Genomic DNA, 22,895 nt, shown 5'->3' with positions numbered 1-22,895 from the left:
GTCGGATTCCGGGGAGATGGCCAAGCATGTGGACCATGATCGAATCGTGCTCGACGCGGGCATCGGGGCGGCATCGTACCCCCTGCCCGCCCGCAGCGAAAGGCTCCTGCGGCCGGATGGTCAACGACATCCGGGACCAATGCCGGTGGCCAGGTACATCAAAAAAAGGTACTGAGGCCTTCCCTGAAGATCTCAAACCTCCCCAGTGAAGTGCCTGGGCTCTGAGACCTCCTCGTCGACGACCGAACTGGCGGCAACCCCTCGGGTTTTCCTCGTCGCTCGCAACCTGGGGAAGCAAAAACGAGACATTCGTCAATATTGCCACTGTTTGGGCAAACTGGAATGGCATTTGTGGACGGGTGTCATCACAGAACACGTCGAAGCCAAACACCATCTTGCCTACACTATGCAGATTGCGTCAAAATTGACGAATATCCCCAATAGTGTCACCCGATATAGTTGTTTATGATATCCATGTTCGTCAGCCGCTTCGCGTAGCCCATGGCGCTTTGAAACAAGACGAGGTCATTGTCAGTAATACCGCCATGGGTGAACGAGTAGTCGAAGTAGGAGCCGAAGGCGCGGTTCGCACACGCCGCGACGCCGGCCAGCACAGAAGTCATGACGAATGAGCGACGGGTGATCGGAACTGCCATGGGGGGTCCCTCTAACGAACGCCTAGATTCCCTACCAATTGCAGCCACCGAACAAATTCCACAGCATTCGCACCGGCCAAGTCAACTGGAAAACATGGATCTTGCGAATACGTCTCAGCTCCGTTGATGAGGAGCCGGCGGACCGGCTCCTCAACCAGGAGATGGGCCGCAACCGCGACGGGGACCGAGAGGACGGTAGCAATCAGCAGGGAGCAGCCCGAGTTCTACAGCAGCCAGATCACCGGGTAGCGCAGGATGTACAGGGAACCGGAAGCCAGGCACCTAAGCGGAGTAGGAGTCTGTCCCAGAAGGCGAATCCCACCGGGGTTTTTGACGATCTTCCGGGTGCCATGCGGTTCCGTACTCGGAACCCATGCGGGAATGCCTTGGCCTGGGGCACACGGGTTCCGAGTACGGAACCCGTGGCACCCAAATGTCCTTCATTTCCCAGCTCAGCCTGACCTTCCGAGACAGACTCTAAGCCAGAAGTCTTGGAAAGCCGACCGAGAGTGCGAGCCAGGGCGAAGCCACACCCAAACCTTCCAGACGGCCCCATTGAAGTGCCTACTGCTCGTCCTCCACATCGTAAACACCGAAATCTTCCGCCAGGATATGGCGAATATCCCGGGCGCCGTAGTACGCGCAGCACTTCAATCCCGTCCGCCAGCGGCAGGTAGTAGACCAGATCGTTTTTGAAGCGGGCGATGGGGATGAAGCGAAGCTCAGCCAGAGCGGGGTGTTCGGGAGCGTAGCGGGCGCCTAAGCCTGGCGAGGCAGCCAGTTGGCGAATCGTGGCTTCGGCCGCATCGAGAAAACGCAATGCGGCGAGAGGGTTTTGCTGGCGGATATGCATTCGGATCGCTGCTCCAAATCCTCCAGCACACGCGCGTGCTTGATGATCCGTTGCTTCATCAATGGCCCCGGAGGTCGGGGCTCCGCTCAAAATTTCGCTGCCGCAGGCCGTCCCAATCCGCATCGGTCAGCTCACTGGCCGGGCTCTGAAGCCCTTCCAGAAGCTTGGCATCCAAATCCTGCTTGGCTTGGCGTTTCTGCGCCTCGCGAATCAGGGCATGCAGATATTCGCTGGTCGAAGCATAGCCATGGGCCGCAATCTGCGTCTCGATAAAAGCTTTCATTTCGTCGGGCAGGGAAATGTTCATCGTGATCATAATCTGAGTCTCCTCAAAGAGCATCCTATTCTGCATGGTAAACTTTGCCAAGAAGAAAGAGGGAGTCTCGCATCCACACAATCGCACAGACCACCCTGTATACTGTGATGTAAAATCCGCATTCAACGGCACTTGAGACATTGGCCGTCGGCTCCTGCTCTGCTAAACCTATTAATCAATCACAGGCTGAGCTTCCCGAGGCTTAGGCTCAGGAGTTGGCATGATTGCACTTCCAGGAATACCCACTGGCTATTTGCGCATGCCTCGTTTTCACATTCAAACTTATGTCAAGAATAATTTTCTAAAGTCATGTTCATGACGTATAATGTGATTTTGGGAGTCGCCGAACGATGGCTGCTCCAAAGAAGCGGATGACGCTCCCGGAAAGGCTCCAGTTCTACAAAGAGCAGGCACGCGCCCGCAGAGAGGGCCGCGCAGCCGCCAAGGCGTCCGGCCGCAAGTATCGGCCCTCAACCCCGCCGCCCGGCTTCCACACTCCCTGTCGGATTTACTTCTAGCAACAGGTTGCGAATGGCCACATTCGCATCGGCCGCATCGTCTGGGGCAACCAGAACCCGCTGAAGATGCGGGGTCCTCACAATGCCCGCGCTCACTTGCTGGCCGTAATTGCCGCAGACACTGCACGTGAAGAGGAACCGGTGGCCAGGCACCTAAGCGGAGTAAGCCAGGAGTCTTGGGAAGTCGACCGAGAGTGCGAGCCAGGGCGAAGCCACACCCAAACCTTCCAGACGGCCCCATTGAAGTGCCTGGCGTTGGCGCCCACTTCCTGTATACATCCACTTACTTTTATAAAGAACGCGACATCAGGTTATCAAAGGAGCAGAGCAGTTGTGGCCAGGGACTTCAGCAGAGAAGCATGGGATGTGTAAAAAAAGAGCCATTTGAGGATCATTTCCAGCAAACCACTCAAAGCACCTGCCTTTTCCAGCCGAGGTGCCTGGCTCGCGATTGTTCCACTTGCCGGAGGCTCGAGAAACCGGGGGCCAATTTACTCGGGGCGGTCCCTCCACGGCCGGGCCGTGGAGGGACGCACGCATGAAATGCTCCTGTCAATCCGCTTTGCGCGGGCGATGAATTTCGACGCCGAACTGACCCCGGAGTCGCAATGGAATTCCGGTTCGCTTTCCACCGTCGCGGCTCCGCTTTCCGGAAGCGGTGGCGACTGTCGCCAGCGCCTCGTCGTGCGTCCGAAGAGCAGCCGACGGTTGCTTGACGAGGCCGGGCTGGCCCGGCGTTCCGGGCGACGCGTTGGGCGAGGCGGTCGTCGTGAACGGCTTCGGGGCCGAGACGCGGTTGTGAATCCGGTCGAGCCGCGCCGCGAAGTTACTGCCGGGGATGCCGTTTCCTGACGGGAAAGTGCCGTAGAACTCGCCATCAAGGGCATTCCCGGCGATGTCCTGGAGGCCTCGTGAGAGTACGGTCATGGCATATTGACCGCGGCGGAGCAGGCGACCACCGTTGACGACCACCGTGACCGTCTGTGGAGACGTTCCGGAAACGATCGGCGACACATTGAGGCGGGTGACCAGGAACCGGCCGGGACGCGCCCCCGCCTTGGTGAAAACGAAGTTCGCTCCGTCGTGCAGGCCGCGCTGATCGAGCCCCGAGCGGTTGTCCTGGAGGCCGACGAAAAGCTGGCCATGGAGCGGGTCGAACTGGAGGCTGGAGACCGTCGGTCCCACGGTGTCGATCACGAGCGGCGGAAGGACTGACGTCGCGGTGGTCACGCCGTTCTGGGCGACGGCCGTCGCGACGATCGAGTAAGTTCCGTCCGCCAACGGCGGGCTCGTGATTCGCCAGGAACCGGAAGCATCCGTGATCGTGGTTCCGATGGGAATGGTGACGGTCGGCTGGCCCGCGTTGACGGCGAAGAGCCGGACCGTCGAACCGGGCTGCGACGTTCCCACGAACGTGGGGGTCCGGACCTTGGTGATTCCGTCGGTCTGCGACACGCCGGAATCGCTCGAGGGATCGAGCCCGCCGGTCAGCGTCAGTGGGGTGTTGGAGACCGCGACGTTGATGGCCCCGTAGGCCGTCGTCCCGGCCCCGCCGTGTTCGTTGATGGTGACGCCGATCGTGAAGAGCCCGACTTCCAGGTACTTGTGCGTCCCGAGGACCCGGAACGTCGTTCCGTCGCTCACGATGATTCCGCCGACCAGTGGCGTGCCATCCCCCCAGTTGATCGTCGCGGAGTAGTGATCGACGCTCTCAGCCCCCCCTGCGTCCGTGAACGAGGCGACGGTCGCATTAACGAGTGCCACCCCTTGCGTGGCCGAGAGGGACGCGACCTGCGCCGTGAGCGGGGCATCGGCGACGGTGGCCGAGCCCGTGGCCACCGTGACGCTCCCACCAAGAGACGTGATCGTTACCTTGGTTGCATAGGAGCCTGCGTTCGCATAGGTGTGCGAGCCGTTGACGGTGTAGGTCGTGCCGAGCGGGCCCGCACCCACGGCGGTCACCGTGGTCGGTGGCGAGGTGGTGCCGTCGCCCCAGGCGATGACCACCGTATAGGATGCGGCGGGCTTGGCCCCGCCCGAATCCGTGAACGTGGCCACCAACCCGCTGAACGGCGTCCCCTCGACGGCCGAGACCGCGGCGCCCGTCGAGTTCAGGCTGGCGCTGAAGACGGTCGCCGAACCAGTCGCCAAGGCGCTGGCTCCGCCTTGGTCCCGGATGGTGACCGTCACGGTGTGGGGTGAGCCAATCGGAGTGAAGGCACCGTAGGTGTGGCTTCCGCTCACAAAGAACGTCCCGTTGGCGGCTTGCGAGATTGTTCCCGCCGAGATCGGCGAGCCGTCGCCCCAATCGATGGAGGCTGTGAAGTCCGCGGCGGTCGCAAGCGGGTTCGCGTCGGTAAAGGTGGCGACAGCGCCGTTGAATGGCTGCGACTCGGCGGCGGAGATCGCGAGGCCCGTTGCCGACAGAGCGGCATCGCCCACGGTCGCGGTCGCCGCGGCCAAGACGGTTCGGCCATCCTGGTCATGGATCGTGACGAATAGGGCGTAGGACCCGGCGTCGGCGTACGTATTCGTGCCCGAGACGGTGAAGACCCCGGGGTCAGTCTCAGTCACGGTGCCGAGCGACTGGTGGCCGTCGCCCCAGAGGATCGTGACGGTGAAGTCACTGGCCAACGACCCTGGATTCGCGTCGGTGAAGGTGGCGACCAGGCCCGTGAAAGTCTGGCCCTCGGTCGTGTTGACATTCACTCCGGTCGCGGAAAGCTTGGCGGCGTCGATGATGGCCTGGGCCGTGCCTGTTTGCGTGGTCGGACTGGGAAGCGTGGTGTCGGTGACCGAGACCCTGACGATGTAGGTCCCTTGCTGCCCCAGCGTGAACGCGGGGGCATTCACCAGGAAGCTACCCGCCGCCCCCCCCGCAACGATCGAGGCCGCCGGGACGCTGACGACGACCGTGTTGTTCGAGTCGACGATCTCGATCGTCGCGGTGTAATCACCGACCGGATGAACCCCTCCGGTATCCTGGAAGGTCGCGATCGCCCCCGCCGGAATCTCGATCCCCTGCGTCCCGGTGACCGAGAAGACGTTGACCACCAGCGGGGCGTTGGCCACGTTGACGTTGGCGGTAGTTGCGACGGGCCCGCTCGGTGGCGTGAGGGTCGTGACGGGCACGCCGTTCACGACCGTGGTTCCGGAACTGCCCGTCGAGACGATCGAGATCGCGGGGACGTACGTCCCCTGGAGGCCATAGGTATGTGTGCCCGTAATGTAAAAGAGGCTCGGGTCGCCGGCGTCCTGGGTGATCGTGCCCGCTGAAGTCGTGCCGTCGCCCCACGTGATGGTGGCGAGGAAATCGGCCGCCTTCGCCCCAGGGGCCGTACTCGTGAACGTGGCAAGGGTGGCGTCGATGATCGGCGTGCCCTCGACCCCCTGAAGCGTCTGGACCGGGCCGACGACGGGGGGAACAGGGGCGGAGTTGTTGATGGTGATCTGTTCAAAGTTGAGCGAGTCGAGCGTGCCAGAACCCGCCCGAGCAATGAGCACCTCGCCCGGACTTGCGCCCGCGGTGACGACGACGGAGGCCCCACCCGCGTCGTAAGTCAAGGTATCGAAGTTGGGGCCGCCGTCGACGATCGACGTGGTCTCCGCCGCGAGCCCAGGGCCATTGACACTCGTGGTGTCATTCCCCCCGGCCAGGTTGACTGACAACTCGACCGCGAGCGGCGCGGCGATGATGACCGCCTGATCGCTGCCGCCTTGGGTGTTGAGAGTCAGCGTTTCCAGCCCATCCGCGGCCGTCGGATTGTTGATCGTGAGGCTCGTCGCGGACTGTGCCCCTTCGATAGTGACGTTGGTCTTGTTCGCGAAGTTCATCAACTCGAACGTCGGCACGGCTCCGCTGTTGAACTGGGCGGTCTGGAAGCCGTTGAAGATCGGGCCGTCGACCAGGTTCAAGATGCTGGTGCCAGGGGGGGCCGAGAATACGAAGTCCACCACGTGGGTGACGTCATTGATCGGAAGTAAATTCGAGAAGAGAACGGCCGACGTATCAAGAAGAATGACGCCTGCTCCCGGAGCGAAGCCGAAATAGTCTTCAAGGGCAAACGTGCCTCCCTGAAGGTTCAGCGTGTTGCTTCCGTTGCCGCCGTCGTAGCCGAGGCTGTCTAAGGGAACGGGATTGCCGCCGGAGAAGTCGACGGTCAAGGTGTCGTCGCCGTCGCCGCCGTCAATGAGGAGGCTCTCCACCGCGCTGACCCGATACGAAATGGAGGCAGGCGCCATGCCCGTCAAGAAGGCGGCGACTCCGGCCCCCGCGAGCGTCGCACTCTGTCCCACGAGATCGGCGGAACCATCAACCCAGAGGTCAATCGCTCCCGGGCCGCCATCCACAGCGACGAAGCCGAGAATCGACTGGAGGCTGCCCGCGTCTCCGATGTTGACTTCATCCGAGCCTTGACCCACGATGCCGAGATGCGACGACGTACCAAGCACGCGGATCAAATTGGAGCCGGTGCCTGTCTTCACAAGAGTGAGGGCCGCCGCTCCGGTGTCCGTGATGGTCAGGAGATTCCCGCCCGAGCCGGCACTCACCTCGACGGCCGAGAACGACCCGAAATAGTGGATCGCCCCCGTAAACGAGTCGCTGCTGATCTGGGTGGCTGCCAGCGTGAGCGACGCGTCGGCGGCATTCGCCGAGTCGTCCACGATCAGGCTTCCGCCAACCGAGCCGCTCACATTGACGACCCCCTGGATTCCAGCGAGAATCCCCGCGTCGCCGACCGTTGTAACGTCCGCGACCCCCGCCTGTGTATCGGCGTTGACGGTCAGCCCGGCGTTCACGTTCCGCAGGTTGATGGAGTCGCTTCCCGCCCCGCTATTGACGCTGAGCGTGGTCAGACTGCTCGCGACCGACGCATCAACAGAGACGGCATCCTCGCCTGATCCGGCATTGATCGTCAGGGACGGCACGCCGACGCCGAATGTGATTGTCCCGGCGAGCCCCGAGACGGCGACCTGGACTCCCGTGACGTCATAGGTTCGGCCGATCCCGGAGTTCGAGTCGTCCACGATGAGCGCGGTTGTTCCTCCGGTGTCCGTCACGGAGACGCCGGCCTGAATCCCCGCCAGATTCCCGTTGCTTCCGACTCTGACGGAATTCGTACCGCCCTGGCCGTCGACCACCAGGGGGGCGGTATTGAGCGCGAGGACGTTGACCGTGTCGTCTCCACCGCCCGCGTTGACGGTGACATCCCCACTCGATGGGTCGTTGATCGCGAAGACGTTGCCGCCAAGTCCGCCGTCGAGCCTTAAATGGCTGAGATTGGAAAACGTGATGGTTCCGGGGATCAGGCCGGTGATCGTGCTCGCGCCGACGTTGACGGACCGAGCGACAGCATCCGCGGAATTATTGATATTAAGTGACGTCGATCCATTTGTGTTCGAGACGGTCAAGGCGGCCTGAACGCTCTGCGCGTTCCCGGCATTGCCGACGTTCACCGTATCGGCCCCATTCTGCCCGTTGATGGCGAGGAGACTGGTCGTCGCGAGAACGTTGACCGTGTCGCCGCCGGCGCCTGTGTTCAGCGTGGTAACGGCGGGCGTTGCGTTCACAGTCACCGTGTCAGCGCCGCTGCCGGTATCGACCCGCAGGCTCGACAGGTTGGCGTAGGTGAGCGTACTGTTCGTTAAGCCCGTGATCGCGCTCGCCCCGATGGCCACGACGCGGGCGCCCGCGCTGGCCGAGTCGTTCACCTCGAGCGCCATCGCTCCGCCGGTGTCGGAAACGCTTAACGAGCCGTTGATCCCCCCAACGCTTCCGGCATTGCCCACGACGGCTGAATCGGCGCCACCGTTTCCATCAACCGTGACCGTCCCCGACATTCCCCGAATGTTGAACGTGTCATTGTTCGATCCACCGACCAGATGGACGGGCTCCCCGGCAAAAGTCGAAACGAGGTTGAAAGTGTTGGCCGCGGTGCCCCCCTTGAGAGTGACGCCACCGTTGGCGAAGGCCGTCTCATTGAGCTGAAAGTTGGGCCCGGACAGGATGTAGTTCGGCCCGGTGTTCAGGGCAATGGAATAGGCGTTGGCCCCGGCCGCCTGGACAGTCCCGGTGCTATCGTCGACCGTGATCGTTCGGGTGGCTCCGACAGGACCCGCTAGATTCGTGAACCGGGTGCCCGCGAAACCACTCGCCGGCGACGCTGGCGTGCCGAGCGTGACATCGTGCGTGACCGCCCCAGCGCCAATAATAAAAGAGAGGGTCGTACCGGAGTTGGCCGCGAGGTGCTGGCTGCCGGGGGTCGCCGAGTCCCAATCGTACTGGTCCGCGAACTGACCGGCCCCGCCCCCGGTGTTGTCGTCGCCGGTGTGGGTCAACAAGTTCGTGGCCGTATCGTTGGCGATCACCAGCGAATCGGCATTATTGTTCCCCTGAATGCTCACCGTCCCGATAAATGCTCCGTTCACAACGTACGAACCTGGAATGGTCGAGTACGCGAGAAGCATTCGACCTTCGAGCCGCTCGATTGCGACCCGCGCCCGTCGCGCCTCCTTCACTGCCGTCCGTGAACCGCCATGCTTCCGCGGACGCCCCGGCACAAAGAAACCATTCATCGCCGTGTCTCCTGCATTCTTGATTCCGGGTCAAAACCCGTCGGATGGACGTTTCGGAATCCGGGTGCGTTCTTGTACGGCGACGAGTGAATTCCACAGTGGCACGCGATGATGTTCATCATCCGATCGACACATTTTCCCTGTAATTCGTCAGACGGCCATCGAACGACGGCACCGCCGAGCTTCCCGGCGGTACCTCTTCTCTCAGTGGCGTCAGGGTTCTGAGTCCGATCGCAATCGCTCACCGATTGGCCGTCATGCCACGGTGACGCGCACGACAGGCCATCGGAATCAGGAATGATCAACTTCGGTTGCACACGGCGTCGTGGTTCGCTGCCTGCCCAATTTGACTACCGCGAATTCTGAGTAATCTAGGTTAGATATAAGGCCTATTTCCTCGATGTCAACCAACAATGCAATGAATTAACGTTGGTCCACTTACTTATCGCCCTCACCAATGTCGCGAACCGGCCGAGCGGCTCTGAATACCGGCGCGAGGGCCCGGCTACCCAATCGACAAAATCCATCCAGGCCCATCTCGAAACTCGAAACGGGCGTTCCAAATCTCCATGCTTCCTCGGCACAACGACTCCCACACGTGCTCAAGTCGACGCGGGGTTCGCCGATGGGAAGCGGCCTGCGACCAGAAACGCAAGATTAACGCTTACTTAAGCAACAGACGAATCGACTCCGAGAGGGCCGAGCTCACGACACGGCAATCGCCCCACTTGCTGCCGAGTTCGCACGACGAACCGTCCTGGTTGCCGCCTTTGTTTTCTGCCATTCCTCTGCACATCTTGGCCGTGCCGCATGGGGACAGCCACAATGCCAATGGGTCTGACCTGATCGCAACCCAATTTCCAAAAACAACTTGCGACACCATTTCATCGCGGTGACGAGCCACGTCACCAACACCGGGGATCAGCCCCGACGTGAGCTCCCATCGCCGAGATGGAAGCAACAGGCTATGATCCCGGAACGCGCCCACTCTCCCCGGCCGACGTGGGCCGGAGAGGATGCCGAGGCCTCGCGAGCCATGGAGGGACGGGGACGATGTTTTGTCCGGAATGCGGGACGAAAGGCGGCGGCAAGTTCTGCGTGCAATGCGGGACCAAGCTGTCCCCGCCGGGAACAACGACGGCGGCCATGGACCACGTCCCTGAACCCGAACCTCGACCTGAGCCTGAACCCGCCGCCGACTGGTCGCGCGAGGTCCGCCATGATCTCCTGATCACCCACCCGGAAGTCCGAGCACTTCTCAAGGACGCCGCCAAGCGGTCCGGGACTCGGATCTCGGGCGAGCAGCTCATCAAGTTCCACGACAAGTACCTGGCCAAGTTCAACTACGGGATCGCCGTCGGCGACGTGGCTTCGATCGCCGCACCGCTATTCACTCGACTCGGCGTCAAGACGGGCAAGGCCCGTTCCGAGGTCATCCTCGCTCCGATCGGCCACGCGACGGTCGCAGCCCTCTGCTCGCTGACCGCGCACGGAATCACCATGAAGGATGTCGAGCAGGCGAGCGACGGCTGCGTGATCGAGGCCACTATCCCCCCGGATTTGCTAGTCTATGAAGGGACTCTGGTCGTCACCCTCGCCGACCTCGGCGACCGCTCCCGCGTGGACGCCTTGACCAAGATCGGCGGCCAATATTTCGACTGGGGAAAGAGCACCCGCCTGCTCGACCGCCTGTTCACCGATATCCGCGCCTTCCGGCCCTAGGCGCCTGTCCCCATTCTTTTTCAGACGGATAAGGGAGTGCCGCCTCACTCAAATCTGTGCCAGGCCTCCGTCGACAAAGAGTTCGATACCCGTGACATAACTGCTGTCGTCCGAGGCGAGGAAGGTAACGACCTTGGCGATCTCATCGGGAGTTCCCACCCGGCCCAAGGGCACCACGGCGGCGGTTGACTCCGCGTACTGATCGATCTGTTCCTGACTCATGCCCAGGGCGTTGCTGTAGCCGGGGGTTGGAATGGTGCCAGGACTGATGGCATTGACGCGGATCTTTCGGCTCTTCAGATCCACCGTCCAGGAACGTGCGAACGATCGAATCGCGGCCTTGCTCGCGCTGTAGACGCTGAACGCCTCCACGCCCTTGATCGAAACCATCGACGCATTCAGGATGATGGAGCCTCCATCCTGAAGCAACGGAAGCGCATTCTGGACCGTGAACAAAACCCCCTTCACATTGACATTGAAAGTCTTATCGAAGTGGGACTCCGTGATTTTCCCGAGGGGAGCAAATTCACCCAGGCCCGCGTTCGCGAAGAGGATGTCGATACGGCCCTTCTCCGCCTTCACCGTGGCATACAAGCGATCGAGATCGGCCAGATTCGCGACGTCTCCCTGCACGCCCGTGACATTCTTGCCCACTTGCTTGACCGCGGCATCAAGCTCTGCCTGGCGCCTGCCAGTGATGAAAACGTACGCTCCCTCGGCCACGAATCGCTGGGCCGTCGCGAGGCCGAGACCACTGCTCCCCCCGGTAATCACCGCAACCTTGCCCTCGAGCTTCGCCATCGGATCGCCTCCTTACTCCTGCACAATCGAGCCCTGGGTTCGCCTGACGGGGAGAATGATAGACCTTGCTTTCGACTCGGCAAGTACATACCTTTTGGTAAGTACCCAGCGCCGGGGAGGCAAGCGAATGAGCAGGCGGAGTTATGGTTGCGGGCTCGAAGCCGTCGTGGATGTCATCGGGGGAAAGTGGAAGCCGATCATCCTCTGGCACCTGGTCCCAGGCGCCCGCCGTTTCGGCGAATTGCGCCGCCTTGTGACGGATATCAGCGAAAAAATGCTGATTCAAAACCTGCGGGAGATGGACGCGGACGGAATCGTCGCCCGCAAGGATTTCCAGGAAGTGCCTCCTCGAGTCGAATACTCACTGACGGAGTTGGGCCTCTCTCTGACAAACGTCTTGAAACCGCTCTGCGCGTGGGGCACGGCGAACATGAACGAGATCGAGGCCAAGAAGCAGGCGCAACTCGAGACCGTCGGTCCAGGACGTGGCAAGTCCGCATCGTGAAAGTTTGACCATCACCATCTCAGGGTTTGGAGGATTCATGAAGCGTGCACTTCTTGTGATTGATGCCCAGAACGAATATTTCACGGGCCAGCTTCCGATCACGCATCCCCATGCCCACCTCGAAAATCTCCTGCGCGTGATGGACGCGTCGACGGAGGCTAAGGTGCCGGTCGTGGTCATCCAGCATACGTTCAAACAGCCGGAGCTCCCTTATTTCAAGAAAGGGACACCCGGTTGGGAGCTACACCCAGACGTGGCGGCTCGATCGCGCAGTCACTGGATCGAGAAGGGACTTCCGGGCAGCTTCACCGGAACGGACCTCGAGGCCTGGCTCCGTGAGCACAACATCGACACGGTGACGGTGGCCGGGTACATGACCCACATGTGCTGCGATACCACGGCGAGACAAGCCGCGCACCTCGGATTTGGCGTCGAGTTCCTCAGCGACGCGACCGGCACGCTCCCTTTGAGCAACTCCGCCGGCGAAGTCACGGCCGAAGAACTTCACCGCTCGATCTTGTGCGCTCAGCAAATGATGATCAGTGAGGTCGTGGATACCGATCACTGGCTCGCGCGGCTCTGAGCCTCGGGACTCATCCAACGGCCCCGCAACTCCTCCTCCTCTCGACCAAGGCTCACCCATGTCCGACTCTTCCGACCAAGTTGTGCTCGTCACGGGTGCCACGGGAAATACGGGCTTGGCGCTGTTGCGACGGCTCGAGGATCGAGAGGTGGCCGTGCGTGCCATGGTTCGGCGCGAGAGCGATCTTGCCCGCCTTGGCCCCACATCGGCCTCGGTCGTGGTCGCCGACTTCGACGATGCACGCTCGATACAGGCGGCCTTGCGCGGAATCAGCCGCGTCTACCTGGTAACCCCCTCCTCCGCCGAGGCCGAGACGCAGCAGGTTCGCTTCGCGGAGCAGGCCGCCGCGGCTGGCGTCGAACATCTCGTCAAGCTCTCGCAGCGCAGCGTCTTGCAGTTTGCCCGAGACTATGCCAGTGCGTTCCGCTCCGAGGCCTCCACTTCGACCTCATGATTCACCTCGAGTGAGCCCTGGCCTCTCGCCCTCCCAAATTGACCCGATCGCCCCTCGTCGCGGGCAGAGAGCCAACGCCCGCGACGGCTGCGATCCGCTCTGGGATTGGCCTTCTCGGCATCAAGACATTAGCGTAGGATGCCGCCGCTTTTTCGACCCGATCCAGGAGGGTTCGGGCCGCGTGGCAGTTGCCAAAAAAATGAACAAGGACGGCTCATGACTCCTCCAGGCGAAACAGCCCGACTCCGCATTGGTTGGGTCGTGGCGGGCGTCATGTTGACCCTGATTGCCCTGCCGTTGCTCCGTGGCCAGGTCTACGTCTACTGCGACCTCGCGTATGGCTTTCTGCCGATGCGATGGTTCTTCGCCGACTGCCTGGCCAAGGGGGAAGATCCCTCCTGGTGTCCGAACCTATTCGGCGGCTTCTTCCTGACCGGAGAAGGCGGGGGGACCGCCCATCCCTGGATCCGGTTGCTCTACAGCACGCTATCCCTCGGCCCCGCCCTGAATCTCGAGTTACTCGTGAGCTATCCGGCGCTTCTGGTCGGCTTTCTCGCGCTGACGATGCGGTGGGGAATCCGCCGTGACGCCGCCTTGTTCGGCGCCCTTGTCTTCGCGCTGGGCGGCTATAACATGCTGCATTTCATGCACATGAACGTCCTGGCGATGCTCGCCCACCTCCCCTGGTTGCTCCTTGCGATCGACGTGACCATGCGGGCGCAAGACCCACGCCAGGTGGCCCTGGCACGGGTCTTTCTGTCGCTCTTGACTGCCTCACAGCTCGTGCTCGGACACGTCCAATTCGCCTGGATCTCCGGGGTTAGCGAAGCAGCCTATGCCCTCGTCCTCGCCTGGCAGGTCCCCGGCTCAGCGCGGCGGTTGCCCGGCCTGGCCGTTTCGAAGGCCCTCGGAATTCTCGGGGGGGCCGTTCAGATTGCCCCGCTCTGGGACTCGTTCCGGGCGTCGAAGCGAGTGGCGCCCTCCGCGGCGTTCGTGGCGATGGGTTCACTCTCCCCCTGGAATCTGATCCAGTGGGTCGCCCCTTACCTGTCGGTCTCGCGGGTCATCACGCCGCCGATGGCGATCGATGGCGGCATCCTGCCGCCGGCCCCTTCCATGTTCGACTGGCGGGTCCACGAGTTCTCGATCTACTACGGCGCGGCGATCCCGGCATTGCTCATCTGGCTCGCCGGCAATCGCAAGGGGTACGGCCGGCTCCGCCCCCTGATCCTCTTCGCGGGGATCATGACGGTCCTGGGCTTCGTGCTGGGACTCGGTGACTACACGCCCTTGTTCCGGATCACGACGAAGATCCCGGTGGTCGGTGGGTTCCGGATCCCGGCCCGCTACCTGCTGCTCTTCCATCTCGGCGTGGCGATGCTGGCCGCAGTCGCCTTCAGCGGCCTCTGCGGAGTCTCGGAACGTGGGGAACGTCCGTCGTGGCGCAGACTCTGGCCCCTGGCCTTGCCGCCGGTCCTGAGCGTGCTGGCCTGCCTGGCCACGCGGTTGCCGGAAGGACTCTGGCCGTCCTACATGCGCGGCGAGTTCGTCGCGGCGACGCCGCTACTGCTCAGCGGCCCCGCCTTGGTTGCCGCGGGCACCGCGCTCGTGGCCTGCGCGGCCCGGGGCTCGCGGATGGCCTTGCTCGCTCTCTTCGTGTTCATCGGGGCCGACCAGACCGTCTACGCGTTCCATTTGAGAAACCTGATCCCGCCGCAAACCATTGCCGAGTACCTCGCCGCTCGGCCGGTCCCGCCCGGCGACACGTCGGTTCGGCTCAAATTCAACCAGCTCCGCGACACCTGGCATAATGCATACATGATGAAGGGTTTGCGAACGATTTCGGGATACGCCGCCATGATCCCCCGGCAGCGTCTCGACTACAACAAGCACGCGAGCTTGCGAGTCGCCGGAGTCGGCTGGGTCATGCCGTCGGACGACGAACGGGGCCAGCCCTGGATCCCCCTCTTCGGCCCCTTGCCGCGTGCCCGCCTCGTGACCCAGACCCAAACGACCGACGATCCGAACCGCGACATCGAAACCATCGACGTCGCGATGAAAGCGCTCGTCGGTCGCGACCTCCCCCTGCCCCCCGGCACGCCTGGTTCCGCGGACCTCGTCGGCGACCGGCCCGGCAAGATCGACGTCATGACCACCACCGAATCAAAGCAACTCCTGGTCCTCTCCGAAAGCAACCACCGCGGTTGGCGCGTGAAGATCGACGGCAAGACGCAGCCAATTCTCCGGGTCTATGGCGACTTCATGGGATGCGTCGTGCCTCAAGGGAGACACCACGTCCAGTTCCGGTTCCTCCCTTCGAGCCAGCGCGCTGGCCTCTGGCTCTCCGTACTCGGGCTCGTGCTGATGACGGTCGTCCCGTTCGCTCCGCTCTGGCCCCGAGCGCGTCCGACCCCACCAGGGGGCAAACCTCATCTCTTTGGAGTTCGGAAAGACCGTGAGGACGCCCCCGCCCCCACGGAACTCGCCGCCGGATCGCCCCCACTACCGGACCACCCTCAACCCGAGTCATAACCCCGCGTGGGCCGTGGCAGCGTTCGCTCGTTCCCCTGGCCGGCCGGGAATTTACGGGGGGGCCGGTGGTTGACCGGGCTTCGACTTTTCTGAAGAAGCCCCCTCGGCTCGTCGGCTCATTTCGACCGCAATCGCTTCTTTTCCTTCATAGATCGCGATCAAGGGAACATCAGGGGCCACGTTCAGGGTCTTGACGTAAACCGGCCTAGCATGGTCGAGCAGGAATTGCCCCAGAGTCTTCGCCGGGTATTGCAAGTGACCGGGACGGTTCATGAGGACGAACCAGCGTGCTTCCCGACCGCGGTAGGTCAATGGGTACGGTTTCAACAGGCCCCAATGATGGAGGTACTCGAACGTCACGGCCGGGAAGACGAACGCCAGCGTCCGGCCCGCCTCGGTATTCGCGTTCAACCAGTCACGAACCTCGGGGGTCACAGCCTCCCAGTAGTAGGTTGGCTCCAAGCCGGCCCGAGTGGCTCCCGAGAGTCCTCCAATCAACGAATTATAGTACGAGAGCTGCAACGGATGATAACGCCAGGTGCTCCAAGCGCCGGTGCCAACGACGACGGCCAGGACCACTGCCGCCAAGGGGCGGGCCAACCGCGGGCCGCCAACGGATCGCTCCAGCCTTCCTCTGATCGTTGCGAGTCCTATACCCGACAGACAGGCAAGGAACACGAAGGCCGCAAGGAACTGCCGTTCGCCATCGTGGCCAGGCGCGTTGGGCAACGCGCGGAGCACCATGAAGAAGAGCCAGCAGCCCAATAGTAAAGTCCCCACCCGATCGCGAAATCGCCCCACGACGACTCGTCCCACTCCCACCAGGGCCAGGCCCAGAATCGCCGGTGGGACCACGATTGCCGTCAAAACGAGCGTGTTATACCAGGGAAGCGAGAATAGATAGAGCCGGCTGAAAAAGAGGGTCGGGATCGGCAACAGTTGCTGCCTCGTGAGGTTCGACCGGAGAAAGATCCTCAGGCCCCCGACCGGGTCGGCCCACCAGGGGGGGGTCAACGCGTAAACGACCAGGGCCGCGACGAGTCCTCCCAGGATCAGGGTTCGAGCGCCCTGGCGGTCGCGGTAAAAGCCGACCCAGGCGGCCAGTGGGAACGGGATGAACCAGCCGGTGAACTTGGTTGTCGCCGCGCATCCCCAGGCCAATCCGAAGGCGATCGTCCAGCCCCAGAGCCGGCCCCCGCTCACCGGCGTTTCCACCGCTTGCAAAAAGGCGGCGACGGCGAGAAACCAAAGGCAGAGCGTCGGCGCATCGTACGAGGCCAGGTGGGCGTGGGCGAACATCCGAGGCATTGCCAGCAGTCCCAGCGAGGCCAACAACCCGGCTGGCCGGCCGTAATGCCGGGCCATCAGACCATAGACAGCGCCAAGGGTCAGGGCGAACAGAACCGCCGGACCGAACCGATAGGAGCCCGGCGGCGGCAGAAATTGATGGCTGACCGCCCAGCCGGCCAACCCCAGTAATGCATAAAACGGCGGGTGACCATTGGGCTCCTCACGCGCAAACTGCCAGTAATAATGAAGCGAGGCCCGGCTCCAGGGCGACCAAGCCGCCGGCCCCGCATTCCGTTGGTAGGCCGCCCGGGTCTCCAGTTTCGAAAGGCGGGGCGACCACGCCCGATTCGCTGGCGAAGAGTCACCCGCCACACGACCAAACCATTCCCGGAGCCGCTCCTCACGCTCGACGGTAAAACCCTCGTCCCAGGCCATCCCATAGTCGTTCAAAGTCGCCAAGAGCAGTGTCAGGGTGCCCAAGGCAATGAGAACGGCCACGAGCGTGTCGCCCCAACGCGCCAGCAAGCCCTTCCTATCCTCGGTCATGTTTCCCAAACCCCTGGCCTCCAACCAATCTACGCATCTCTCTTAACCCCAGGCGGGGTTCACAACACCACGCCTTCAGATCTTGAGAACGTCTTATTCCCTTGTCTACCACCCCGGGAAGCCTGACGACGATTTCGCCCACCTCAGAACCCCGAGGATCTGCCATCGCGGGTCGAGATAACCTCGACACAACCCCGAATGGACAAGATCTTCGCGTATTCCTAAATATCCTGACCCCTCACCTGAGTGAGCCGCAAGCGACAAGAACTCTAGGCCGTGCCGACCGACAACGGCTCTCGATTCGACCATCAAGTCAGGCCGTAACACACGCTGCCTGCAGAGGTTCCAACACAGGAAAGTGATCGACACACGAGCGCCGCCCCGAAAACGAAAGGATTCGGACATATCGGTGCAGCGGAACGTCATGGAACGATATTACCAAGCACCTCATCATTTCCATGCGTTTTTCGAACATATTGATCCGAAAATTTCCTTGACCCGGGCTATGCATACCCATTAGTTTTAGCGACTCCTCACTTCCTAATCCACCTGTGCGGACAGAACGTCTCATCGACCTCAAGGTTCATAAGCGGGAGGCATGCCCCATGTTGTCCTTATGGTTTCGTGCGCATCGATTCCGCGGATTCACGCTGATCGAACTGCTGGTGGTAATCGCGATCATCGCGGTCCTGATCGCGTTGCTATTGCCGGCGGTACAGGCAGCTCGGGAGGCGGCTCGCCGGTCGCAGTGCATCAATAACCTGAAGCAGATCGGCCTGGCGATGCACAACTATCATTCGACCAACGACGCGTTCCCAATGCTGGGCGGGATCCCCAGTACCGGATTTAACGGCAACTCCCAGAGCATCGGCCACGGGCCGAGCGTGCTGGTTTATCTGCTCGGCAGCATGGAACAAACGGCACTCTCGAATGCCTTCAACTTCAGTTGGGCCAACGTGACCTGCTGCGGGCCTGAAGTCACGAACACGACCGTGAGAAACTCGCAGGTCAAGTCATATCTCTGCCCATCCGAAACGGGGAGCAAGACTTTCCCAGCCGGGAGTAATTATGTTGCGAGCGTGGGACCACAGTTCAACCTGCTCCCGAGGGCGATCAGTAGCGCGGGGGTCGGAGTCGGGATGTGGGCCAGTCGTGTTTCTTTTGGCATGGCCGACTGCACCGATGGCACGAGCAACACGGTGGCCTTCGGCGAGGCGCTGATTGGCGACAACACGACGGCCACTACCAGCGGTGCCGAATTCTACAATTGTGTAGCCTGGCCAGGCAGTAGCGCCAGCGGATCCGGTGCAGACATGGTCATGCCAAACCCAAGTGCGATTGGATTTCTGCGAACCTATATCCAAACTTGCAATACGAAAAGCGGTGGCGAGCAAAGCTCCGCGCGGCAATACTGGGCCTCGCACCGCATTGGGGTGGGTCCGGTCGTCCCGATGCTGATGCCTCCGAACTCGAAAAACGTCGACTGCCAGAACACGAGTGACAATGGCAATCATGCGATGCGAAGCCGACACTCCGGGGGTGTCAATTCTCTGCTGGCCGACGGCAGCGTCCGGTTCATCAAAGACAGCATCGCCGAGAAGGTCTGGTGGGGACTCGGTACGAAGGCAGGAGGAGAAGTCATCTCCGCCGACTCCTTTTGAATGGACTTGCTGCTAAGTCAAGGGCCCCGGCCCGCTCTGAGAGCCGCCTTCACTCGTCTTGATTCCCAACGTGAAAACCGGCATGGGCGAAGTACCGGCGTAACCTTCTATGCTAGCCCGGGTCAACGCCAAGCCCCTTGTTTTTCAACGATCCGCGACTGGGCGAGAATCTCGCTGGATTTCCGGCCCGGTCGAATCCGTAGCACGGCCGGGCCGTATCCCTCTCGGCCCAGCCGGCCATTCCTCAGACTCGCGCCGCCCCCCAGGGAATTGAGGCCGGGCCGGCCGTGCTACTGCGAACCAATCCGTGGCGAAAACAGCAAGAATCATCGGTGCTTTCGCTCTGTGGCGGATCGTTGAAAAAAAATTATCCTGGCTGCCATGGCCACGAGTCGGACTATCTACCAATAGGATCATTAGACATGCGGACTCGTCGAAACCTCGGTCTTGCGGGCGTGCTTGTTCTGGCGATCGCCCTGCCGCTCACTCTCCCCGGTTGTGGAGGGGGCACGCCAGAGCTCGGCCCCGACGGCGGGGTCAAGTCGGCGCCAGGTGACGTTCAACTCGACAAAGAATTCGAACCCTCGGCGAAAAAGCCCAAATGACCATCCAGCCCCGTGGCCTGGTCGCATAAAAAAAATAGCAGTCATTGAGGTCCCGAAGTCGGGGCCTCAGCCTCCCTGTCGGATCAGTCGGCGTGATTCATTGAGCAGGACGTTCGCCGTCTCGCCCGTTCCGTGAACCGCTCCGTCGAATTCGTATCCGATGCCTGCCCGACGACGACTACGACGGTGGCTTGCTCGATGACGGCAAACAAATCGCCCCATGCAACTTTTCTCAGCTCATATGGACGACGGATAGCGGCCCTGGGACTGGCCCTCACTGCCTTCACGGCGCTCTTGCTCGCCGTCTTCCACCCCGCCCTCTTTCACGACCGCCAGTTTGCCTTCCAGGATGCAGGCCATTTCTATTACCCACTCCTGGAACGGGTCCAACAGGAGTGGGCAGCCGGACGCTGGCCGCTCTGGTCTCAGGAAGCCAGCGCGGGCACCCCGCTCCTGGGCAACCCGACGGCGGCCGTGCTCTACCCCGGCAAGATCGTCTTCTTCGTATGGCCTCACCCTTGGGCCGTGCGTTGTTATGTGATCGGCCACATAGCGCTGGCTTTTGTGGCGATGGGGACGTTGCTCCGCGGTTGGGGAATCTCGCCCGTTGGATCGATCCTCGGCGCCCTTGCCTACGCCTTCGGCGTGCCGGTGCTGAGCCAGACGAGCAACATGATCTTCCTGGTGGGCGCAGCCTGGGCACCGCTCGGGTTCTTTGCGGCTGACCGTTGGGTCCGGTGCGGCCAACGCCTGGGGATACCGAGCTTGACCATGGTCCTCGCGTTCCAGGTGCTCGGGGGCGACCCGGAAGCCGCCTATGTCACGTTGGCCTGCGCGGTCGGATACGCCGTGGGCATGGCGGCCACGCGAACTCCATCGGCAATCGGACGCCTGCTCCGCATCCTGGGCCTGGTTCTGATCCCGTTGTTTCTCGTGTTTCTGGCGCTTTCATGGTGGTCGGCCCGCGTGATCCACGACGTGGCGGTCGCCGCACCGGGAACGCCTCCGCCATGGAAGGCGCCAAGGGAAGCCGTTGTCATCCTGGCCTGGGGAATCGCCGCCGCGGTCTTGGCCCGGCGCGCACGGCGGGGACGAGACGGCCGCGGGTTCGCGACGATGGCGGCCGGGTTGATCGGCGGGGCGGCCCTGGCGCTGGCGGTCAGCGGGGCGCAGCTCTTGCCGATCCTCGAGTACACCGGGATGAGCTTCCGCGCGGCGGAATCCGAGGGGTTCCACGACATCTATCCCTACAGCGCTCACCCGCTCCAGCTCCTCGACGCCATCTGGCCCAACCTCTACGGGACGGTCGAAGGGGGCTATCGAACCTGGCTCAATGCTCTCCCGCCGAAGCCGGGCAGTCGGGTCTGGATGCCTTCGGTCTACCTGGGGGGTCTGACCGTCGTGCTCGCGGGGGTCGCGTTCGGAGTCCGAGGCGGTCCACCTGGGCGGGCCTGGCTGAGCCTGGTGGCGATCGTCAGCTTATTGGCGGCACTCGGGTATTACGCGAGTCCGCTCTTCTGGGCACGTTGTCTGCCAGGTTGGAGCGCCACGCTCGGGCCGCTGGAGCCTCCATTTTCCCAGCAGGTCCGCACCGACGGCTACCTCCGTGATGGCGACAGCGGGGTCTACTGGTTCCTCTCCTCGAGCTTGCCCGGCTTCGCTTCGTTCCGGTATCCGCCCAAATTGCTCGTCTTCTGGGCCCTGGCCGTCTCCGGGCTCGCGGGCATGGGCTGGGACCTGGTCGTGGCGGGCCGATCGCGGCGAGCCATGATCTTCGCGACGGGACTACTCGCGGCAAGCCTGATCGCTGCCGCGGCATCCTGGATCGGCGCCGGTCCAGTTCACGGCTGGTTCAATCGCCTCGCCGAGAGCCTGCGGACGTCGGACGAACCGCTGAACGTCGCCCGCGCTCTGGCTGATTTCCGCGGGGCGATCGGCCATGGGGCCATCGTCGCGGCGGCGACGGTCGGCCTCGCTCGACTCGCCCCGCGGCGTCCCTGGCTTGCCGGCGTTCTGGCCGTCGTGATACTCACACTCGACCTTGGGCTGGCGAATGCATACCACATCATCACCGTGCCCCAATCAGCCTTCGAGGGGACGCCAAAGGCCTTGGCATTGATTCAGGAAGCGGAACGAGTGAACCCGTCGCCGGGCCCGTTCCGCATCCAGCGGATCGGCCGCTGGTGGCCCGCTCGCTGGGCGCAAACCGGCCTGCCTCGCCAATTCGAAACGATCACGCGATGGGAACGCAACACGCTCCGGCCCAACTTCAACATGCCGCTGCGCATTCAATCGACATTTTATCACGACACGATTGAGCCGATGGACTTCGGGCTCTTCTTTCTCCCCTGGGGGCTTGATCCCGATCCAGAGTCAGCACGGATTCACGGTCTGAAACCAGACCAATCGGTGTGGTACTATCCGCGCAGGGGGTTCGACCTCTGGAATACCCGCTACTTCATCGTTCCCGGCCGGCTGATCTGGGACAACTCCATACGCGGTTACGCGTCGATCATTCCCAATTCCACCTATATTTACCCAGGTCCCGGATCGTTTCAAGGTCCCGAAGGCCCCGAGCGTCGCAAGCAATGGGGCGAGACCGAAGACTTCCGGATCCTCCGCAACGAGGCCGCCTTCCCGCGTGCCTGGATTGTCCACAGGGCCTACCTCGTTCCCCCAATCACCGGTCTCAGACTGGCCGATCGCAACAAAATCATGCACGAATTGCTCTACCAGGGTGACGAATTCTGGAAGATCCCGAATACCCCGGTGCGCGACCCACACACGGTCGCATGGGTCGAGACCGACCATCCCAAGGAGGTCGACAAGTTCCTCTCTCGAGACTTGCCCACCCCGGATGAGACCGCGACGATCACCCACGACTCCCCCCAGCGCGTCGAGGTAACCGCCGTGCTCCGTAGCCCTGGCCTCGTCGTCGTCTCCGACTTCTACTATCCCGGCTGGAACGTCACCGTGGACGGTCGCCCCGCCGAAATTCTCAAGACCAACCGAGCAATGCGCGGAGTGGCCCTCCCCGCCGGCACCCACCGACTCGTCTTTCGCTACGACCCCCTCTCGTTCCGCCTCGGGATCGCCCTTTCCCTCCTGGGACTCACCGCCGTTACCCTACTCATCATCTGGGGACTTCGAGGACCATCCCTCAATCATCGGGGCAATTTACGATCGAGCGCGTGACCGCGGCGACGCCGCTCGCGCCCCCAACGTCGAGCCATTGACGATGCTCCAGGAATAAACCAGGAACATCCCGACGACGCTA

The 22,895-nt window shown here is 62.4% G+C and carries 15 protein-coding genes; 9 read left to right on the top strand and 6 right to left on the bottom strand.

What is annotated here, in order from left to right; all coding sequences use genetic code 11:
- Positions 1-446: 446 nt before the first annotated feature.
- The 3 genes from V5E97_RS11260 to V5E97_RS11250 all read right to left on the bottom strand — a co-directional run bounded on the left by V5E97_RS11260 (position 447) and on the right by V5E97_RS11250 (position 1,825).
- Positions 447-656, bottom strand: a complete 210-nt coding sequence (locus tag V5E97_RS11260) for a hypothetical protein (protein ID WP_406699418.1) — start codon at positions 654-656, stop codon at positions 447-449.
- A gap of 238 nt (positions 657-894) precedes the next feature.
- Positions 895-1,509 (bottom strand): type II toxin-antitoxin system RelE/ParE family toxin, encoded by a 615-nt coding sequence (locus V5E97_RS11255; RefSeq protein ID WP_406699417.1) that lies wholly within the window; start codon positions 1,507-1,509, stop codon positions 895-897.
- A 58-nt stretch (positions 1,510-1,567) separates the two neighbouring features.
- The gene (locus tag V5E97_RS11250; RefSeq protein WP_406699416.1) at positions 1,568-1,825 is read right to left on the bottom strand and encodes a type II toxin-antitoxin system ParD family antitoxin; all 258 of its coding nucleotides are present in this window, start codon (positions 1,823-1,825) and stop codon (positions 1,568-1,570) included.
- 350 nt (positions 1,826-2,175) lie between these two features.
- Between V5E97_RS11250 and V5E97_RS11245 the strand changes: the two genes are divergently transcribed.
- Complete coding sequence (locus V5E97_RS11245; RefSeq protein WP_406699415.1) at positions 2,176-2,343, top strand: hypothetical protein; 168 nt, start codon at positions 2,176-2,178, stop codon at positions 2,341-2,343.
- Between the two features lie 552 nt (positions 2,344-2,895).
- On the opposite strand, the gene V5E97_RS11240 is transcribed toward V5E97_RS11245, so the two are convergent.
- The gene (locus tag V5E97_RS11240; RefSeq protein WP_406699414.1) at positions 2,896-8,919 is read right to left on the bottom strand and encodes an Ig-like domain-containing protein; all 6,024 of its coding nucleotides are present in this window, start codon (positions 8,917-8,919) and stop codon (positions 2,896-2,898) included.
- 1,053 nt (positions 8,920-9,972) lie between these two features.
- Here V5E97_RS11240 and V5E97_RS11235 point away from each other — a divergent pair.
- Complete coding sequence (locus V5E97_RS11235) at positions 9,973-10,641, top strand: zinc ribbon domain-containing protein (protein ID WP_406699413.1); 669 nt, start codon at positions 9,973-9,975, stop codon at positions 10,639-10,641.
- 48 nt (positions 10,642-10,689) lie between these two features.
- Here the strand turns inward: V5E97_RS11235 and V5E97_RS11230 are convergent, their stop codons facing one another.
- Entirely contained in the window at positions 10,690-11,442 is a 753-nt protein-coding gene (locus tag V5E97_RS11230) for an SDR family NAD(P)-dependent oxidoreductase (protein ID WP_406699412.1), read from the bottom strand.
- Between the two features lie 127 nt (positions 11,443-11,569).
- On the opposite strand from V5E97_RS11230, the gene V5E97_RS11225 reads away from it, so the two are divergent.
- The 4 genes from V5E97_RS11225 (at position 11,570) to V5E97_RS11210 (ending at position 15,516) form a co-directional block, all read left to right on the top strand.
- Complete coding sequence (locus V5E97_RS11225) at positions 11,570-11,947, top strand: winged helix-turn-helix transcriptional regulator (protein ID WP_406699411.1); 378 nt, start codon at positions 11,570-11,572, stop codon at positions 11,945-11,947.
- A 37-nt stretch (positions 11,948-11,984) separates the two neighbouring features.
- Positions 11,985-12,530 carry a cysteine hydrolase family protein gene (locus V5E97_RS11220; protein WP_406699410.1) on the top strand — a complete coding sequence of 182 codons (546 nt, stop codon included), beginning with the start codon at positions 11,985-11,987 and terminating at the stop codon, positions 12,528-12,530.
- Positions 12,531-12,588: 58 nt separating this feature from the next.
- On the top strand, positions 12,589-12,984 hold the full coding sequence (locus V5E97_RS11215) for an SDR family oxidoreductase (protein ID WP_406699409.1): 396 nt from the start codon (positions 12,589-12,591) through the stop codon (positions 12,982-12,984).
- 216 nt (positions 12,985-13,200) lie between these two features.
- Complete coding sequence (locus tag V5E97_RS11210; RefSeq protein WP_406699408.1) at positions 13,201-15,516, top strand: YfhO family protein; 2,316 nt, start codon at positions 13,201-13,203, stop codon at positions 15,514-15,516.
- 51 nt (positions 15,517-15,567) lie between these two features.
- Here V5E97_RS11210 and V5E97_RS11205 read toward each other — a convergent pair whose 3' ends face one another.
- On the bottom strand, positions 15,568-17,352 hold the full coding sequence (locus V5E97_RS11205) for an ArnT family glycosyltransferase (RefSeq protein ID WP_406699407.1): 1,785 nt from the start codon (positions 17,350-17,352) through the stop codon (positions 15,568-15,570).
- A gap of 605 nt (positions 17,353-17,957) precedes the next feature.
- Between V5E97_RS11205 and V5E97_RS11200 the strand changes: the two genes are divergently transcribed.
- The 3 genes from V5E97_RS11200 to V5E97_RS11190 all read left to right on the top strand — a co-directional run bounded on the left by V5E97_RS11200 (position 17,958) and on the right by V5E97_RS11190 (position 22,813).
- A complete protein-coding gene (locus tag V5E97_RS11200) occupies positions 17,958-19,013 on the top strand; it encodes a DUF1559 domain-containing protein (protein ID WP_406699406.1) in 1,056 nt (351 codons plus the stop codon).
- Between the two features lie 422 nt (positions 19,014-19,435).
- Positions 19,436-19,618 (top strand): hypothetical protein, encoded by a 183-nt coding sequence (locus V5E97_RS11195; protein WP_406699405.1) that lies wholly within the window; start codon positions 19,436-19,438, stop codon positions 19,616-19,618.
- Between the two features lie 198 nt (positions 19,619-19,816).
- Complete coding sequence (locus tag V5E97_RS11190) at positions 19,817-22,813, top strand: YfhO family protein (RefSeq protein WP_406699404.1); 2,997 nt, start codon at positions 19,817-19,819, stop codon at positions 22,811-22,813.
- Positions 22,814-22,895: the final 82 nt, after the last annotated feature.

This window comes from Singulisphaera photorubra, assembly GCF_045290345.1.
Classification (GTDB): Bacteria; Planctomycetota; Planctomycetia; order Isosphaerales; family Isosphaeraceae; genus Singulisphaera.
The sequence above is the reverse complement of the archived record's forward strand: the minus strand, read 5'-3'. Positions and strand labels throughout refer to the sequence as shown.

Coding starts and splice junctions, on each gene's coding strand:
- V5E97_RS11250 (WP_406699416.1), bottom strand. CDS start 1,825: ATGATCACGATGAACATTTCCCTGCCCGACGAAATGAAAGCTTTTATC.
- V5E97_RS11215 (WP_406699409.1), top strand. CDS start 12,589: ATGTCCGACTCTTCCGACCAAGTTGTGCTCGTCACGGGTGCCACGGGA.
- V5E97_RS11195 (WP_406699405.1), top strand. CDS start 19,436: ATGCGGACTCGTCGAAACCTCGGTCTTGCGGGCGTGCTTGTTCTGGCG.
- V5E97_RS11190 (WP_406699404.1), top strand. CDS start 19,817: ATGACGGCAAACAAATCGCCCCATGCAACTTTTCTCAGCTCATATGGA.
- V5E97_RS11240 (WP_406699414.1), bottom strand. CDS start 8,919: ATGAATGGTTTCTTTGTGCCGGGGCGTCCGCGGAAGCATGGCGGTTCA.
- V5E97_RS11235 (WP_406699413.1), top strand. CDS start 9,973: ATGTTTTGTCCGGAATGCGGGACGAAAGGCGGCGGCAAGTTCTGCGTG.
- V5E97_RS11255 (WP_406699417.1), bottom strand. CDS start 1,509: ATGCATATCCGCCAGCAAAACCCTCTCGCCGCATTGCGTTTTCTCGAT.
- V5E97_RS11245 (WP_406699415.1), top strand. CDS start 2,176: ATGGCTGCTCCAAAGAAGCGGATGACGCTCCCGGAAAGGCTCCAGTTC.
- V5E97_RS11200 (WP_406699406.1), top strand. CDS start 17,958: ATGTTGTCCTTATGGTTTCGTGCGCATCGATTCCGCGGATTCACGCTG.
- V5E97_RS11210 (WP_406699408.1), top strand. CDS start 13,201: ATGACTCCTCCAGGCGAAACAGCCCGACTCCGCATTGGTTGGGTCGTG.
- V5E97_RS11205 (WP_406699407.1), bottom strand. CDS start 17,352: ATGACCGAGGATAGGAAGGGCTTGCTGGCGCGTTGGGGCGACACGCTC.
- V5E97_RS11260 (WP_406699418.1), bottom strand. CDS start 656: ATGGCAGTTCCGATCACCCGTCGCTCATTCGTCATGACTTCTGTGCTG.
- V5E97_RS11225 (WP_406699411.1), top strand. CDS start 11,570: ATGAGCAGGCGGAGTTATGGTTGCGGGCTCGAAGCCGTCGTGGATGTC.
- V5E97_RS11230 (WP_406699412.1), bottom strand. CDS start 11,442: ATGGCGAAGCTCGAGGGCAAGGTTGCGGTGATTACCGGGGGGAGCAGT.
- V5E97_RS11220 (WP_406699410.1), top strand. CDS start 11,985: ATGAAGCGTGCACTTCTTGTGATTGATGCCCAGAACGAATATTTCACG.